Annotated in this window: 17 protein-coding genes; 7 read left to right on the forward strand and 10 right to left on the reverse strand. The window is 40.1% G+C overall.

The genetic code is table 11. The features are described from left to right. Positions 1-10: 10 nt before the first annotated feature. Positions 11-1,132, reverse strand: a complete 1,122-nt coding sequence (locus EPI11_RS12300; RefSeq protein WP_128390276.1) for a porin — start codon at positions 1,130-1,132, stop codon at positions 11-13. A 192-nt stretch (positions 1,133-1,324) separates the two neighbouring features. After that, complete coding sequence (locus EPI11_RS12305; protein ID WP_128390277.1) at positions 1,325-1,780, reverse strand: DinB family protein; 456 nt, start codon at positions 1,778-1,780, stop codon at positions 1,325-1,327. 119 nt (positions 1,781-1,899) lie between these two features. On the opposite strand from EPI11_RS12305, the gene EPI11_RS12310 reads away from it, so the two are divergent. From EPI11_RS12310 to nadD, 6 genes are all read left to right on the forward strand, one after another. After that, positions 1,900-2,250, forward strand: coding sequence for an arsenate reductase family protein (locus tag EPI11_RS12310; RefSeq protein WP_128390278.1), 351 nt, complete (start codon positions 1,900-1,902; stop codon positions 2,248-2,250). Then, positions 2,251-3,144, forward strand: a complete 894-nt coding sequence (locus EPI11_RS12315) for a DMT family transporter (RefSeq protein ID WP_128390279.1) — start codon at positions 2,251-2,253, stop codon at positions 3,142-3,144. A gap of 71 nt (positions 3,145-3,215) precedes the next feature. After that, the gene (locus tag EPI11_RS12320; RefSeq protein ID WP_128390280.1) at positions 3,216-4,076 is read left to right on the forward strand and encodes a YicC/YloC family endoribonuclease; all 861 of its coding nucleotides are present in this window, start codon (positions 3,216-3,218) and stop codon (positions 4,074-4,076) included. A gap of 53 nt (positions 4,077-4,129) precedes the next feature. Continuing rightward, positions 4,130-4,702 (forward strand): guanylate kinase, encoded by a 573-nt coding sequence (gene gmk / locus EPI11_RS12325; protein WP_128390281.1) that lies wholly within the window; start codon positions 4,130-4,132, stop codon positions 4,700-4,702. Between the two features lie 9 nt (positions 4,703-4,711). Beyond that, the gene (locus EPI11_RS12330) at positions 4,712-5,281 is read left to right on the forward strand and encodes an acyltransferase (RefSeq protein ID WP_206619118.1); all 570 of its coding nucleotides are present in this window, start codon (positions 4,712-4,714) and stop codon (positions 5,279-5,281) included. Positions 5,282-5,285: 4 nt separating this feature from the next. Then, a complete protein-coding gene (gene nadD, locus EPI11_RS12335; protein WP_128390282.1) occupies positions 5,286-5,867 on the forward strand; it encodes a nicotinate (nicotinamide) nucleotide adenylyltransferase in 582 nt (193 codons plus the stop codon). Between the two features lie 178 nt (positions 5,868-6,045). Here the strand turns inward: nadD and EPI11_RS12340 are convergent, their stop codons facing one another. From EPI11_RS12340 to EPI11_RS12375, 8 genes are all read right to left on the reverse strand, one after another. Then, a complete protein-coding gene (locus EPI11_RS12340; RefSeq protein WP_128390283.1) occupies positions 6,046-6,795 on the reverse strand; it encodes a tetratricopeptide repeat protein in 750 nt (249 codons plus the stop codon). A 26-nt stretch (positions 6,796-6,821) separates the two neighbouring features. Continuing rightward, entirely contained in the window at positions 6,822-8,591 is a 1,770-nt protein-coding gene (locus EPI11_RS12345) for a BatD family protein (RefSeq protein ID WP_128390284.1), read from the reverse strand. A gap of 215 nt (positions 8,592-8,806) precedes the next feature. Next, positions 8,807-9,604 carry a tetratricopeptide repeat protein gene (locus tag EPI11_RS12350; RefSeq protein ID WP_128390285.1) on the reverse strand — a complete coding sequence of 266 codons (798 nt, stop codon included), beginning with the start codon at positions 9,602-9,604 and terminating at the stop codon, positions 8,807-8,809. After that, entirely contained in the window at positions 9,604-10,638 is a 1,035-nt protein-coding gene (locus EPI11_RS12355; RefSeq protein ID WP_128390286.1) for a vWA domain-containing protein, read from the reverse strand. The genes EPI11_RS12350 and EPI11_RS12355 overlap by 1 nt, the downstream gene beginning before the upstream one ends. Position 10,639: 1 nt before the next feature. Beyond that, positions 10,640-11,644 carry a vWA domain-containing protein gene (locus tag EPI11_RS12360; protein ID WP_128390287.1) on the reverse strand — a complete coding sequence of 335 codons (1,005 nt, stop codon included), beginning with the start codon at positions 11,642-11,644 and terminating at the stop codon, positions 10,640-10,642. 2 nt (positions 11,645-11,646) lie between these two features. Then, on the reverse strand, positions 11,647-13,263 hold the full coding sequence (locus EPI11_RS12365) for a BatD family protein (protein WP_164879168.1): 1,617 nt from the start codon (positions 13,261-13,263) through the stop codon (positions 11,647-11,649). Between the two features lie 27 nt (positions 13,264-13,290). After that, entirely contained in the window at positions 13,291-14,157 is an 867-nt protein-coding gene (locus EPI11_RS12370; protein WP_128390289.1) for a DUF58 domain-containing protein, read from the reverse strand. A 121-nt stretch (positions 14,158-14,278) separates the two neighbouring features. After that, positions 14,279-15,283, reverse strand: coding sequence for an AAA family ATPase (locus tag EPI11_RS12375; RefSeq protein ID WP_128390290.1), 1,005 nt, complete (start codon positions 15,281-15,283; stop codon positions 14,279-14,281). A 409-nt stretch (positions 15,284-15,692) separates the two neighbouring features. Here EPI11_RS12375 and EPI11_RS12380 point away from each other — a divergent pair, with 409 nt between their 5' ends. After that, positions 15,693-16,568 (forward strand): aldo/keto reductase, encoded by an 876-nt coding sequence (locus tag EPI11_RS12380; RefSeq protein ID WP_128390291.1) that lies wholly within the window; start codon positions 15,693-15,695, stop codon positions 16,566-16,568. Positions 16,569-16,663: the final 95 nt, after the last annotated feature.

Consider the following 16,663-nt stretch of genomic DNA (forward strand, 5'->3'; position numbering starts at 1 on the left):
ATTTTAAGTATTAGAATTGTACCTGTATTTGTGTAAGGAACAGGTTACTGTTATAATTACCGGTATTAGGGATACTGGTCTTATAGCGGTTAAATACCCCCACAAGAGAGATTTTCGCGTGATAATCGCCCGATCCTATAATACTTAATACAGGCGTAAATGTTTGGTAGGAATTGCGCCCTACATTGGTATTAGGATCGAGAGCTTCATACCTAAAGCTTGCTTCAAATGCCCTTATACGGGGTTTATTATAATTAAACCGCACCTTAGGCGCAACATAAAAACCCTGCATCACAAAATCGTTCAGGTTAGGTATCTCAAGCGTTGAGGCTGTATAATCTAAAAAATTGGTTCCGCGCTTGTATTCGGCATCAGCATTAATTTCTAAAAGGGGCGATAGTACATAGTGCAATTGTGCGTCACCGCCATAAGCATTACCCGTTACTTTACCCAGTCGTGATGTAGCGCCATTTACAGCAAGCCGAAGGCTTTTAGACAGATTGTACTCAAACCGCAACGCATAATTTTTTTGGCTGTTGTTATCGCTTATCTGGTTCTTGCCATTTCCATTGTATACAGTAAAATAATAGCTAAGTGGAATTTTTATATCATGAAGACTACCGGTTAGGGCGGCACCTATCTGGAATGACTGCCAGTTGTTATTGCCAAAAAGGGTATATTGATTAGACCAGTCGTATGAGTTTTCCAGCTGGAAAGCAAATACATCTTCAAGCCCAAAGTAAGGCCTGAACTGCCCAAACTGTACATTAATGTGCTTATCGTAAGCATATTTTACAAAGGCATTCTCGAGTACTTTGTTTGTAGGATTGTTTTTAAAATCGGCGAGATTAACCAGTATATTGGTGCTTATCTTATCGTTAACATGAAATACACCCTGAAGGCGCACATATTTTAAATCGAAAGAATTGGTTACAGCTTCATCAGGTTCTGTATGGTGAACGCCTTTATAATCTACATCTTTATCGGCTGACATGTTATAACGCCCAACAAAGAAAACAGCGGTAGAAAATTTTCGGCCATGGCTGGAATAATCGGTGATAGTATCGTTAGGATCATGCTGAGCCAGAGAGAGAAAGGGAATAAGGATGAAAAAATGTAGTATTTTTTTCATAAGCCGTATACGTTAATAATTTTAACAAAAAATGCCTTATTAACAAATATAGCTTTTTTATTTGTAAGAGAATATTATAAAACAACGATTTTAATCGGTGTTTTGAGTTCTTTACAGATTTTATGATAATCTTAACGATTCCTTTTTTATCGAATTAGAGGTAGAAGAATCGTTAAGATCTATATTCAGAGTCTAAACAAACTTCTTAAGGCTCATAACAATCCCAAGGTGTATCGCTTCGTGGTAATTGTTAAACGCAATAGCGTCTTCTATACTGTCCAGGCTAAAGCCCAGTTCGCTTTTGCGGGCACTGTAAGTAGTAAATAATCCGTTGCGGTAGTCTTCTTCGGTTTTAGAAATGGTAGAGAATAGCAGTTCTTTTATCTGGTCTGCTTCCTCTTGGGTAGCATCGCGCTCCGGTCGTGTACCCCTCATATATAAACTTACAAGATCATCGCTTATTGATAATGGCTGCCCTGCACCACGGTATACCAATATTTGCTGTGATACCATAATGTGCCCAATGTTCCAGATGAGGTTATTGCTAAAACCATCCGGTATCTTGTTAAGCTGCTCTAGCGTATATTTTTCAAACAGTTTGGTATATATCTCCCTGCTGGTGCGTGTAATCTTGAATTCGGTTTCCATATTGTTTCTTTTTTTTGCGGAATAAAAATAGTGCTTTTACTATGAATTATTCAATTTGGATCATTAGAAATTTCAATTAAAAAATCGCACAATTCGTGGCTAAATTTTACATTTGCACCATGAAAAAAATATTCCATCTAAAAACCTGCGATACATGCAGACGCATTATAAAATCGCTTCCTAATATTGAAGGCTTTACACTTCAGGACATTAAAAGCCAGCCTATAACTGTTGAAGATATTGAAGAAATGCACCGCCTTGCCGGAAGCTATGAAGCACTTTTTAGCCGAAAAGCAACCCTTTACAAAGAGCGTGGCATGAAAGACATGACATTTACCGAAGCTGACTACAAGGGTTTCATCTTAGAGCACTATACTTTTTTGAGCCGCCCTGTAATTGTAGACGGCGAAAACATATTTGTGGGCAACAGCCCAAAAGTGGTACAGGCAGCCATCGATCATTTGTCTTAAATGAGCAAACGCAATCTTGCTCTTATAGCCGCCACACTGGTGTCTATAATTTATGGTATAACGTTTACCGTTGCTAAAGACGTAATGCCTGCTTTTGTAAAACCGTTTGGTTTTATTGTACTGCGTGTGGGCGGTTCGGCAATACTTTTCTGGATCTGTTCGTTATTCGTTCGCAAAGAAAAAATCGCCCTAATCGATTTTCCACGCATTGTAGCAGCCGCTTTTTTTGGTGTAGCACTAAACATGCTTACCTTTTTTGAAGGGCTCAGCCTTACCTCGCCTATTATGGCATCAGTACTCATGGTCACTACACCCATGCTGGTACTGGTACTTTCGGCATTCATTATTAAAGAAAAAATAATAGGCAAAAAAGCCATAGGTATCCTACTGGGGCTTGTGGGTACTGTATTGCTTATTTTGTATGGCAAAGCAGTTGGCAATGGCGAAAATGCACTTTGGGGTAATTTCCTCGTGTTTGTAAATGCAGTGTCTTATGCGCTTTACCTTATTCTGGTCAAGAAACTTATGGATAGGTACAACCCGTTTTCATTTGTAAAATGGATCTATCTTTTTGGGTTTATCATGGTACTCCCCTTTGGATGGAAACAGCTGTCTCAGGTAAACTGGCCGGGAATGCCTGTAGATGTTGCCGTTAAGGTAATATTTGTCGTGGTAATCTCCACTTTTCTAACCTACCTGCTTAACCTGCTTTCTATGAAAGAGCTAAAACCTACTACTGTAGCTGTCTTTATTTACCTCCAGCCGTTTTTTGCTACGGTATTTGCCATTGCACTGGGCAAGGACGAATTGAGTCTTGTAAAGCTGCTTTCAGCATTGCTCATTTTTGTTGGGGTGTACCTGGTTACAGCTCCGGGAAAGATAAAAACAGTATAATTTACCTGAATTTACTTCAAAACGAAGCCCATAGTTTATTTTTATTAACTTTGTCGCACTAAATTTTTTACATGATACAATCGATGACGGGTTTTGGTAAAGCCTCTTTACAATTACCTACAAAAAAGATTACCGTAGAAATTAAATCGCTAAACAGCAAAGGTCTTGATGTTAGCGTAAGAATGCCCTCTGCACTTAGGGAAATGGAACTGGGACTTAGAAACCAGATAGCGCAGAAACTGGAACGCGGCAAAGTCGATTTTTCGCTATTTGTTGAGGTTACCGGCGAAGAAACTTCATCTAAGATCAATGTGCCTATTGTAAAGGCTTACATTAAGCAAATGCAGGATGTAATTCCGGGTGCTGATGTGACTGAACTAATGAAGATGGCTGTGCGTATGCCCGATGCCCTTAAAACAGAACGTGAGGAAATCGACGAAAACGAATGGAGTACCATACAGGGTGTTATCGTTCAGGCATTAGAGAACATTCACAACTTCAGGGTTTCTGAAGGTGCAGCGTTAGAAAAAGAATTCCTTTTAAGAATAGGCAATATACTATCTTACATGAACGAAGCTGTTTCACTTGATGGTGAACGTATCGAGAATGTAAAAACCAGACTTCGCACCGCGATAGACGAACTTACGGTAACGGTAGATGAGAACCGCTTTGAGCAGGAACTTATTTATTACCTTGAGAAAATGGATATTACCGAAGAAAAAGTAAGACTGGAAAACCACCTTAACTATTTCATCGAAACACTTGCTGGAAGCGAAGCAAACGGACGTAAGCTTGGTTTTATCACGCAGGAAATGGGTCGCGAGATCAACACAATGGGCTCTAAATCTAACCATGCAAAAATGCAGAAACTGGTTGTACAGATGAAGGATGAGCTTGAAAAAATTAAAGAACAGGTACTTAATGTGCTTTAACTATAGGCCGCGCCATTAGCATAAATTAAGCATACAGAATAGCATACAATACAATGAAGAAAGGCAAATTATTAGTATTCTCGGCGCCATCCGGGTCGGGAAAAACCACTATAGTAAGACACTTGCTGGAACAGCCGGATTTAAATCTGGCATTTTCGGTATCTGCAGCAACACGTGACGCGCGTGAAGGAGAAGTTGACGGAAGGGATTATCACTTTATATCGCTTGAAGAATTCAAGAAACATATTAAAGCCGAAGATTTTGTAGAATGGGAAGAAGTATACCGTGATAATTTTTACGGCACACTAAAAACCGAAATAGAACGCATTTGGGCCGAAGGTAAAAACGTTATTTTTGATATCGATGTTGCCGGAGGATTGCGTATTAAAAGTAAATTCCCCGAAGAAACACTTGCTGTTTTTGTAAAACCGCCAAGTATCGACGAACTTAAGATACGTCTTAAAAAACGTTCTACAGAAAGTGAAGATAAAATCAATATGCGTATCGCTAAAGCATCAGTAGAACTGGCTACAGCGCCGCAGTTTGATACTATTATAAAAAATTATGCCCTGGATATTGCCAAGCAGGAAGCCTATCAATTAGTAAAAGATTTTATAAAATCTTAAATGTGAACCATGAAGCGTAAACTTATCAATTGGGCCAAGCCTATAGTAAAACGCTTGTTAGGCATGGAAAACCTGAATGCCCTTGAGGCTTTAAAGCGAAAAGGCCTTAAAGTAGGCACTAATTTCAATATTCAGGAAGGCTGTATTATTGACGGTTCGCATTCCTATCACATAGAAATTGGTAACAACGTTACCCTTGCTCCAAATGTGCATATCCTTGCTCATGATGCCAGCACCTGGAACTTTCTTGAATATACCAAGATTAAGAATGTAAAAATAGGGAATCGTGTTTTTATAGGCGCAAGCAGTATAATAATGCCCGGGGTAACTATTGGTAACGATGTTATTATTGGGGCAGGGTCTATTGTAACAAAAGACATACCAAACAACTGCCTTTATGCAGGAAATCCGGCAAAGTTTATGATGCATACTGATGTTTATATTGCAAAGGAGAAAAAGAAAATGACCGCAGAAAACACTTTTGAGGAAGAATTCTCTGAAGCAAAAGATGTTTCTATGGAAAATAAGGAATTGCTAAAGCAAATGGCTGCCAAACACGGCACCGCCTATTTAAAATAACACCATGAAAGTAGGGCTATACTTCGGGACATTTAACCCCATACATGCCGGGCATCTTATCATTGCCAACCACATGGCCGAATACAGCGACCTGGATCAGGTATGGCTTGTAGTGACGCCTCATAACCCTCACAAGAAAAAAAGCACCCTGCTGGACGATCATCATCGTTTACAAATGGTATTTCTGGCAACAGAAAATTATACGAAACTAAAGCCAAGCGACATTGAGTTTCGCCTGCCTCAGCCTAATTATACGGTTCATACGCTGGCACATTTACAGGAAAAATTCCCAACTTATGAGTTTTCGCTTATTATGGGCGAAGACAACCTGAACTCACTGCATAAATGGAAAAACTATGAGGTTATTATTCAAAACCACGACATTTATGTTTACCCACGCTTAAACTCAGGCGAAACAGACCCTGAATTAATGACACACGCACGCATTAAACACATTAATGCACCTATACTGGAACTATCGTCTACGTTTATTCGTGATAGTATAAAAGAAGGTAAAAACGTTAGGCCGCTGCTTCCAGGTAATGTATGGGAATATGTAGAGCATAACCTTTTTTATACGAAGTAACACCATCCCACCAATAATTGGAATAGCTGATATGTTTCTTGTTTCTAAAAAAGAAGGATAGATTCTTCGACTCCGTTGCACTTCGCTCAGAATGACATCACACTGTCATGCTGATCTTGTCGAAGCTATACATGAGTTTATAATTTGAAAGGAACTGTTTATGTTTACTGTAAATAAATTACTTAACTTCTTTAATAGCACTGCTTTCAATCCAGCCTACGCTGTCATCGGCAAGTTCTATTTTTTTCCAGTTATCTACTTCTTCGGTTACAAAAACCTTGGTGCCTTCGTGTAGTATAAAGGCATCCTGAGCGCTTTTTGATGGTTCGCCCTTAACAGACACCACTTCATCAAACACAATGGCCGGACGTTCTTTTAGTGTTACCGATTTTACAAATACCGCCGAAAGGATACTAATCACAATAACCAGCAGCGATATAAACATCCCAATAAAAAAGATACGCTTTAGCAAAGTAGTTGCGGCAAGGTAATATCCCAAAAAGAATAATAAACACAGTGAAGCGAACGCTACAGCTATCCAAGCCCATGTATCATAGTGATAACTGCCTGTAATGTTGTAAAGCATTTTAGTGAATCCCACTTTTGGAACAGCTTTAATATCATCAATAGCCATTTTTTGGGCAAAGCCAAGATTTACAGTAATGTCTTTATCGTTTGGATTTAGCAGTAATGCTTTTTCATAGTTGTAAACAGAAGGCGCAATACGGTTTAGTTTATAGTAGGCATTGCCCAGGTTAAAATATACCTCTGCCGATTCTTTTTTGTCTTTAAGGATACTCTCATACGCCTGTGCCGCCTCTTCATACTTGCCTTTGCGATACAGTTCGTTCCCTTTCTCAAAAGCGTTTTGAGCAAAGGATGCCTGAGCGAATAACAGGGTGATTAAAATATATACTAGCTTCTTCATTTTTCTGTATCGATACTTTGTACTACTTACATTTGCTTTTCCAGTGCAGTTATTGTGGTAACGGCATTATCATAATCCTGTTGCATGGCCACACCTGATGAAGGCGCGTACCTGGCAAACTCACAGCTGTCCATCAGCTTAAGGAAATCATTTACGGTTTGCGCATCTGCTTTACGCGAAAGCAGCAATTCCTGTATGTTTTCCTTTCTCATTTCTGATGTTTCTATGCTAAGCTTCCCTTTAAGGAAATTGTGCAGGGCTTTTTCGAGCGCTACATAGAACGGTTCTTTACTGCCCAGTTGCTTTTTGGCTTCCGAAAGGTATTTCTTCGCCAGCTTATTGTTGGTTCTTATTTTGTTACCTGTAACATCGTTATCATAGGTTTCTTTTTTCTTCTTAGCCAATACAATAACCGGGATTAGCAGGAACGGAATAAATAACAGTGCGTAGAACAATCCTGACCCGAAGAAATCGCTTTTGCCAACTGCCTGTAACGAAGTATCCAACGCTATAAAACGGAATGGCTCTACAGCCCCTGCTTTTTTCTTATCGGCAGTGGCATTTTTAGAAGCACTATCATGATTTTCAGGTACATTAAGCACATCGACCATAATCTCATTATGCGTAATAGTCTTATAAGTGCCTGAGGCCAGGTCGAACCATGAGAATGACAATTCTTTTATAGGGTATTTTCCTTTGCTCTGCGGCACTATCGTATAAATATCAGATATACTGCCCTCCATGCCGGTTAACGGCGTTGTAACATTCTCTTTGTGCTCCGGATCGTATAATTCTAACGCAGACGGAACCTGTGGTTTAGGCAGCGTAAATAATTTTAGATTTCCTCTACCCGATACCACTACGTCAAGCTGCAGCGTTTCGCCATTGCTTATTGTTGTTTTAGATGGTGTAACTTTAAAGTCGAAACTCCCCACCGCTCCAGTAAAGCCTGCCGGTTTCCCTTTCTCAGGTAATGGTTTTACATTAATGAATTTCTTGCCTGCCGACACTACCTTGTTTGTAGCAATGGTAGACTGTCTTCCAAAAAAGTCCCTTCTCCCATCCGGTACTTCCATATTCACATCAAGAGTAAGCGGTTCTATTTCCAGCCTGCCGTCTTTTTGCGGATACAGTACGGTTTTGCGTAGCACTACCATACGGTAGCTTTGCCCCTGATAGTTTTCTTCCTGTAAAACAAGGTTTTTGATATCGATGTTCTGACTCCAAAAATCATTGTATCGCGGGCTGTTAACCTCTTTCCAGCCGCTCACCGCCGTATTATGGCTTACATAAAATTTATAGACTACCGTTACCGGTTCGTTTAGATACGGATTCGTTTTACTCACCTCGGCAACCAGGTGAACACCCTGTGCCGTGTTTTCCTGTACCTGCTGTGCCTGATTGTTGGCATACGGGTTTGTAGGATCTGCACCCTGTACTGCATCGCCAATTTTAATTTTAATTGGAGCCGTTTTATACACCTTATCGCCTATTTCTATACTTGCCGAACCTATCGTAAATGTACCTTTTGCAGTTGGGATAAGCAGGTATTTATAACTTTTGCTAAAACTACGCTTCCCATTTACCCAGGAATTACTTATCATTTGCTGAGGTCCCTGTGCCCTAAAGTTGGGGAACTGAGGTGGCGTAAAATTATCACCATCCTCATTCATGGAAAATTCCACGATAAGGCGTTCGTTTATGCCCAGCGAGGTTTTGCTGGGTGTAGCTTTAAATTCTACCTGTGCATAAAGTCCCTGCACACAAAGTAATAGTAGTAAGATGTATTTTTTCATCGTTTTTTAAATCCTTAACCTGAAATATATTTCGTTTTCAAATTATAATTTTCGTCAAGATCCTTTTAAATCTTTTTATTTGAAATGTTCCTTCAAAGAGATTCTTCGACTCCATTTTATTTCGCTCAGAATGACAAAACGACTGTCATTTCGACGGAGGAAAAATCTCAAAATGGCAACAATCAATTCTATTAGTGTCGGTTCCCGTTAAAATGTTACCAGTCTTTCTCCTGTTTTTTAGATTGGATCTTAGCTTTTTTAGCCTGGATCTTCTCCTGGATCTTTTTCTCTTCGTTGTTCATGGCGTCAAGCAGGTTTTCCATACGCTGTTTAGACGGGCTTGGTCCTGCTTCCGGTTTAGGCTTGCCTTTGTCTTCGCCCTTATCCTTCTGGTCTCCGTTATCGCCTTGGTCTTTTTTATCATCGCCTCCGCCCTTGTTTTTATCTTTCTGGTCGTCGCCCTTATCGCCTTTATCTTTTTTATCATCTCCGCCTTTAGGGTCTTTAGGCGGCTGATTCTTATCATCTTTCTTGTCGTCCTTCTTATCTTTATCTTCAGGTTTTGGCGGTGGCGGCGGGTTGTCTTTCAGCATTTTTTTAGCCAATGCAAAATTGTATCTCGACTCATCGTCCATAGGGTTATTGCGCAGTGCATTCTTATAGGCTTCTACCGCTTCCTGATACTTTTTCTCTTTCATATACAGGTTACCTATATTGTGGTAAGCCATGTGTTTTTGCTGTTTTGTAGCTGCATTTTTTAATGCATTAGCATAGGCATTAAACGCCTCAGCATTTTGCTTTTGTCTGTAAATGGCATTCCCCAGGTTATAAGCAGCCGTAGCCCTTGTAGGCTGTTTGGACTGCGATATCCTGTAATCTGCTTCGGCATCTACATAATTTTTCTTTAAAAACTCTTCGTTACCCTTCGGCAGGTTATTGTCTTTTACTTTTTTTGCCTGCGCAAATGAAAGCATTGTACATAATAGCAGGCTGTATGTTAATAGTCTCCTCATTATTCTTTTTCATTAAACAGGTTAAGCTTTCTTATCCATGCTGTTTTTCTTTCAAGGAAAAACACTTCAAGGAACAGCAGTAAAAATGCAGCCCCAAGGAACCATTGGTATTGCGGCTCATAAACGGCCATCTGTTTAGATTCAAACTCGGTTTTTTCCATGTTATCCAGTGCATTCTTTACATAGTCTGACACCTCACGGGTATTCTTACCATATACATAACCGCCTTTTGTAGCTGTGGCAATAGCTTTAAGCGCATCCGGGTACAACTTGGTTACCACCACATTACCCTCATTATCACGTTTAAAACTTTCTACACGGCCATTTGCTTTTAAAGGTATCGGTCCGCCCTTTTCTGTACCTACACCTACGGTTATTAGCTTAATGCCTTTTTCTTTCAGTTTAAGTGCAGCCTCGCCGCTGCCTTCGCCATGATCTTCTCCATCGGATATTAAAATAACCAATTTACTGGTTTGCGGATCATCAAAAAAGGAAGATGACAGTTCTAACGCATCGGTTATAGCTGTTCCCTGAGACGAAACAATATCGGTATTCATGCTTTGCAGGAACATTTTTGCAACACTATAATCACCTGTTATAGGCAGTACCGGATAGGCACTTCCTGCATACCCTACGATCCCGATCCTATCAGTACCTAATTGGTTAATGATCTGAGAAACAATTTGCTTTGCTTTTTCCAGTCGGTTAGGTGCCATATCTTCGGCAAGCATACTCTTAGACACGTCTACAGCAAAAACAATATCAACACCTTCGCGTTTTACGGTTTCTATCTTAGTGCCTATTTTTGGGTTTACCAATGCAATTATTATGCCCGCCAATGCCAGCATTAATATAACCAGCTTAAGAGCAGGTTTAAAAACCGACCTTTCGGGCGTTAGTTTTTTAACCAGGTCCAAGTCGCCAAACTCGCGCTGTTTTTTGCGCTGCCAATATAAATTAAGCAGGAACAACAACACCAGTACCGGGATTATACCCAGCAGGTATAAGTATTTTGATTCGTCTAATTCGTACATACTAAATAAAGCTTCTGTAAAGGGTTTTCCTTGCCAGTATCTCGGCAAGCAGTAATCCTAATGCCGCCCAAACAAATGGTCGGAATTTTTCGTCGTAATTATAATATTTCATCTCCTCGATCTCTGTAGTCTCGAGTTTGTTTATCTCGTCATAAATAGACTTTAGCTTACTATTGGTCGTTGCCCTAAAGTATTTGCCATCGGTCTTTTTAGCAATTTCTTTCATAAGCTCCTGGTCGATCTCTACCTTTTGCATTTTGTAAAGGAACTTGCCATCGGCCGTTTTAGCATAAGGGAACTCGGCATTACCATTTGTACCAATACCAATAGTATATACTTTAATACCATATTCTTTAGCCATATCGGCGGCCATGCTTGGGTCTATAACCCCTGCATTGTTTACCCCATCTGTAAGCAGGATAATGATTCGGCTTTTTGCCTTACTGTCTTTTAAACGGTTAATAGCTGTTGCAAGACCCACACCAATACCGGTACCATCTTTAAGCACGCTTTCGTCATACTTTATCGATTTGATCGACTCTTTTACCAAAGCTTTATCGCTGGTTACAGGTGTTCTTGTATAACTCTCTCCGGCATAAATAACCAGTCCGATACGGTCGTTAGGCCGTGCATCTACGAAATCTGCCGCCACATCTTTTAATGCTTCAAGACGGTTGGGCTTAAGATCGCGTGCCAGCATACTCCCCGAAACGTCCATTGCCATAACAATATCAATACCTTTTGTGGTTTTGGTCCTGTTATTCACATCAACACTTCGTGGTCGTGCCAGTGCCACGATAATAAAACTCAGTGCCAGTATCCTCATTACAAAAAGCAGTGGTTTTAACCTGCCCAGTAGCGATGGTTTTGCTTTAAAAGCATTGATCGAACTTATTTTTAATGTCGCTGTTTGTTTTTTCCTTTTCCAGATGTACCAGCCAATAGCCAATGGAAGCAGGGCAAACAGCCAAAAGAAACCCGGATGTAAAAAAGTAACATCTTTCATAATTAATTTACTTTTAGTTCAACAGATTTCTTAACTCTCTCCAATATTTGCATCGCATATTCGTCGCCTTCTTCGTGCTGTATCATTACCTGCTGTAATCCCTGTGCCTGTTTAAAGAATAAGATCTCATAATAGGCTCTTGTCGGTTTTTTAGTAATAGGGTCCGGCATAGACAGGTTACCATAGGCTCTTAATCCTGTTATGCCTTTATCGGTATTAAACTCTTCGCTTTTTACCAATACGTTTGATGCTCCCTTGGCTTCCATTGCTTTAAGAGTAGACTCAAGTGTAGCATTAAGGTCAACATCTGCCGGTTCTTTAAAGGTAGTGGTCGAAACCAAAACATAGAACTTATCGAACATAGATCCATACAGGAACATATTGATGTCTTTAATACTTGCCAAAGCCTCCTTGCCTACCATAGCATTTACATCGGCACGTTTAAGCACCTTTGGTGTTTCTATAATTACACCCGGATTACCATATTCACTCTTTACCCATTCGCCTTCCAGCAGTTCTTTTGTAGGGTGACCCAATATGTTGTCTTTTAAATAACTCATGCCAAAAATTCCAACGGTACTTATAATTGCGATAAGTACTGCTGCAATAGATCCGCCGATGATCAGGTTACGGCGTTTTTTCTCTTTCTTTTTGCGTTGCGCTTCCAGCCACAAATGGGTATGTAAATCGTCTTCCTCTTTTTCTTCAGGAATACTTTTATCAATAACTACAATGGTTTTTTCGATACGGCTGCGGTCTTCGGCAATTTCAAAATCAAGCGGACGCGATTTGGCAAACTTTACCATATCTGCCGTGCGCAGTATTTTTTCAAGCTGCTCGAAAGTATCCTGAGTAAGGTTCATTCTCTTTTTACGAACTGCCATCTGCATGGCCTCTATAAGCTCACTGGTAGTGCTTTCCATTGCAGGAACGTGTATCGCTTCTTCAATATAAGTACGGGCAATATTAGTAAGTTCGCTGTAGTAATCTTTAACAGCTCCTTTTTGTAAAAGTTCTTTCTTTTCAAGATTCTGCAGTTCGATAGTTGCTTTTTCAATAGGTGAAACAAATACTTCTTTCGCTGCTTTTGGAGCCGGTTTTTTTCTTTTTTTAAGATACCACCATACGCCATATGCTGCAACACCAAGACCTGCAAGTATCGCCAATAACCAATACCAAAAAGCCGTGTCTGACTTTGCTTCCAGCACGGGTTTAATATCAAACATTTTTTGTTTGAGGGTATCTACTTCAATATTGCGAACCTCAACAAGAAGCGAATCGGTGCGAATGCTTTTATTGTTAATGATAACTGGTAGTGACGGTATTACATAGCGACCGGAGTCGAACTGTGTAAGTCCGTATTTTTTTACCAGTTCATACATAGCGCCGTCCTTGATCGTATCTATCGGATACGATTGCAGCACCTCAAGGCTTCCAAAGGTTTTGCCTTCAGGAAAATTCACCCTTGCAGAAGTATCTACTTTAGCTTTTAGCGTAAGGTTAAACTGCGACCCGATTCTAATTTTTGTGGAATCAATACTTGCCTGAACCTGCTTATTCTGCCCAAAGACAGTTATAGCGGCCAACAGGAAAAGTACTGTATACAATTTTGTCCTAATCATTTTTATTTTGTTTTAACCAAGGATTTACCTGGACTTGAAATAGCCCAGCAGTTTGGTTACATACGACTCGTCTACTCTTGTGCTCACGGTACCTGCACCGCAGCGGCTAAAGGTGTCTTTAAAATATTTAAGCCTGTCCTGATAGTAATTGGAATACTGCTGCCTTACCGTTTTAGACCCTGTATTTACCAGCATGGTTTCTCCGGTTTCGGCATCTTTCATATTTACAATCCCAAGGTTTGGTATTTGCTCTTCGCGAGCGTCATACACACGCACTCCCGTAATATCATGCCTTTTTGAAGCGATCTTAAGCGTATGCTCGTAATCGGGTGTTGCCATAAAATCGGAAATAAGGAAAACAATGGCTCTCTTTTTTAACACGCCCGAAAGGAATTTTAAGGCCAGCCCCACATCGGTCTTCCTGCTTTTTGGCTGAAACTCAATAAGCTCACGAATGATGCGCAACACGTGCGATTTTCCTTTTTTAGGCGGTATATAAAGCTCTACCTGGTCTGAGAACAGGATTAAGCCTATCTTATCATTATTCTGTGTAGCAGAGAAAGCCATTGTAGCAGCGATCTCAGTCACAATATCTTTCTTGAACTGATTTTTAGTACCAAAACTTTCAGACCCCGAGATGTCTACCATAAGCATCATGGTAAGCTCGCGCTCTTCTTCAAAAACCTTAATATAAGGTTCGTTATAACGGGCGGTAACGTTCCAGTCTATAGCACGTACATCGTCACCAAACTGGTATTGGCGCACCTCACTAAAGGTCATACCACGTCCTTTAAAAGACGAGTGGTATTCACCCGAGAAGATATGATTGCTCAGCCTTCGGGTCTTGATCTCTATTTTACGTACCTTTTTTAATATCTCTTTTGTATCCATAATTTTTTAAGTTCTGGGTTTTGGGTTGCAGGTTTAGAGTTGCCAATTGCAACCCATAACACATTTTCCATAACTATCCGGGTTCTAAAACCCGAAACTCGTAACACTTAACCCTAAACTACTATGGCACTTCGATCTCGTTAACGATCTTGTTAATGATATCCATTGATGTAATGTTCTCTGCTTCGGCCTCATAGGTTACCCCTATTCTGTGTCTAAGCACGTCGTGCACTACAGCTCTTACATCTTCCGGTATAACAAAACCTCTGCGTTTAATGAACGCATAGCATTTTGCAGCATTAGCAAGGTTGATACTACCCCTTGGTGAAGATCCAAAGCTGATAAGTGGCTTAAGTTCTGCCAGCTTATATTTCTCTGGGTAACGGGTAGCGAATATAATATCAAGAATGTATTTTTCTATTTTCTCGTCCATATAAACCTCGCGCACTGCTTCCTGCGCTCTTAATATCTGCTCTACAGATACTACCTGGTTTACTTTTTCGAACGATCCTTTAAGGTTTTGACGCACTACAAGGCGCTCGTCTTCCATTTTAGGATAATCGATAACCGCTTTTAGCATGAAACGGTCTACCTGTGCTTCCGGCAACGGATAAGTACCTTCCTGCTCTACCGGGTTCATGGTAGCCATTACTAAAAATGGTCTTTGTAGTTTAAAAGTTTCCTCGCCAATGGTTACCTGCTTTTCCTGCATCGCCTCTAGCAATGCCGATTGTACCTTGGCAGGAGCCCTGTTGATCTCATCTGCAAGCACGAAGTTTGCAAATATCGGACCCTTTTTAATGGTGAATTCGTTTTGCTTTATGTTGTATATCATCGTACCCACAACATCTGCAGGAAGCAAATCGGGAGTGAACTGTATACGGCTAAAGCTACCGTGTACCGCTTGTGATAATGTATTAATTGCCAGTGTTTTTGCAAGACCCGGTACACCCTCAAGCAGTATATGCCCCTGACCTAAAAGACCAATAAGCAGTCGCTCGATCATGTACTTTTGACCTACTATAACCTTATTCATTTCCATGACTAACATGTCTACAAAGGCGCTTTCTCTTTCTATTTTTTCGTTGATCGCCCTTATGTCCAGCGTTGACGTATTTTCTTCCATATCCTTAAAGTGTATTTTGGAGTGTGAATTTAGTAATGTTAAACTAACGAAACAAATAGAATTTTAATATAATTCATCTTGTTAATGAGTTGTTAAGCATTTTTAATGATTCTTTGAATAAAAACAATACAGAAAAAATAATGCCAAAAATAAAATTCAATGTAGGGTAAAACTCACTTTGACTGTTACTACTATACTTAGACTAAACATATATTTAAAATTAAGTGCGGAGTTTACACTTCTAAACAAGATTAAATATCTGGTTTCTAAAGATTAAATTTAGCCACGTTAAACTAAGCCTGCCTTCTGTATTTTTACAGAAGACAGGCTTTTTCAATTAATTTAATAGTAACAAGTACATAAGGGAAAAATCATTTGATTATTTTTATACTCCAAAAAACCCTTAACATTGAATAAAGACATACAACTTTCGCCCATAATTGCCGGAGCCATGAACTGGGGTGTTTGGCAGGCTAATTTTACAACTGCCGAAATGACCCGCATGATCCACTCCTGTCTGGAGTATGGCATTACTACTTTTGACCACGCCGACATTTATGGAGGCTATACTACCGAAGCCGAATTTGGAAAGGCATTTGCCAAAAGCGGCATTGACCGCGATACCATTCAGCTTATTTCTAAATGTGGTATTCAGCACACCATTGGCAGCAGGCCAAACAAAGTAAAACACTATGATTATTCTAAAGAATATATCACCTGGAGTGTAGAAAACTCCCTTAAATTCCTAAAGACCGATTATCTGGACATTCTGTTGCTGCACCGCCCAAGCCCGCTGATGCATCCTGATGTTATTGCCGAAGCGGTAAGCGAACTAAAAACAGCCGGAAAAATTAAAAGCTTTGGACTTTCTAACTTTACCAGTTCCCAAACTGACCTCATCCGCTCCCGTACTGAAGTAGCTTATAATCAGGTTGAATTCTCTGCTACTCATATTGAACCTATGCTCGATGGCAGTTTTGACTATATGATGGTAAACGGGATAAAACCGATGGCATGGAGTCCTATAGGCAGTGTGTTTAAAGTACATAACGACCAAACCCACCGTTTAAAACTATTGCTTGCCGAGTTGGTTGCCAAATATGAGGTTACTGCCGATGTGATCCTTATGGCATGGATACTTCAGCATCCGGCAGGAGTAACACCTGTATCTGGGTCTATTAATACCGAAAGGCTTAAAAACCAAATGAAGGCTGCCAAGCTTACTCTTGAACTGGAAGACTGGTTTGCCGTGTGGACAGAGAGCATTGGGAATAAAGTGCCATAATCAGTGTTCAGTGTTCAGTGTTCAGTGTTCAGTGTTCAGTGTTCAAAATTACAGAATGCAGCATCCAATCTTTAAATTACTAAATCTTTTCAATT

The sequence above is a fragment of the Flavobacterium cerinum genome, assembly GCF_004028155.1.
Classification (GTDB): Bacteria; Bacteroidota; Bacteroidia; order Flavobacteriales; family Flavobacteriaceae; genus Flavobacterium; species Flavobacterium cerinum.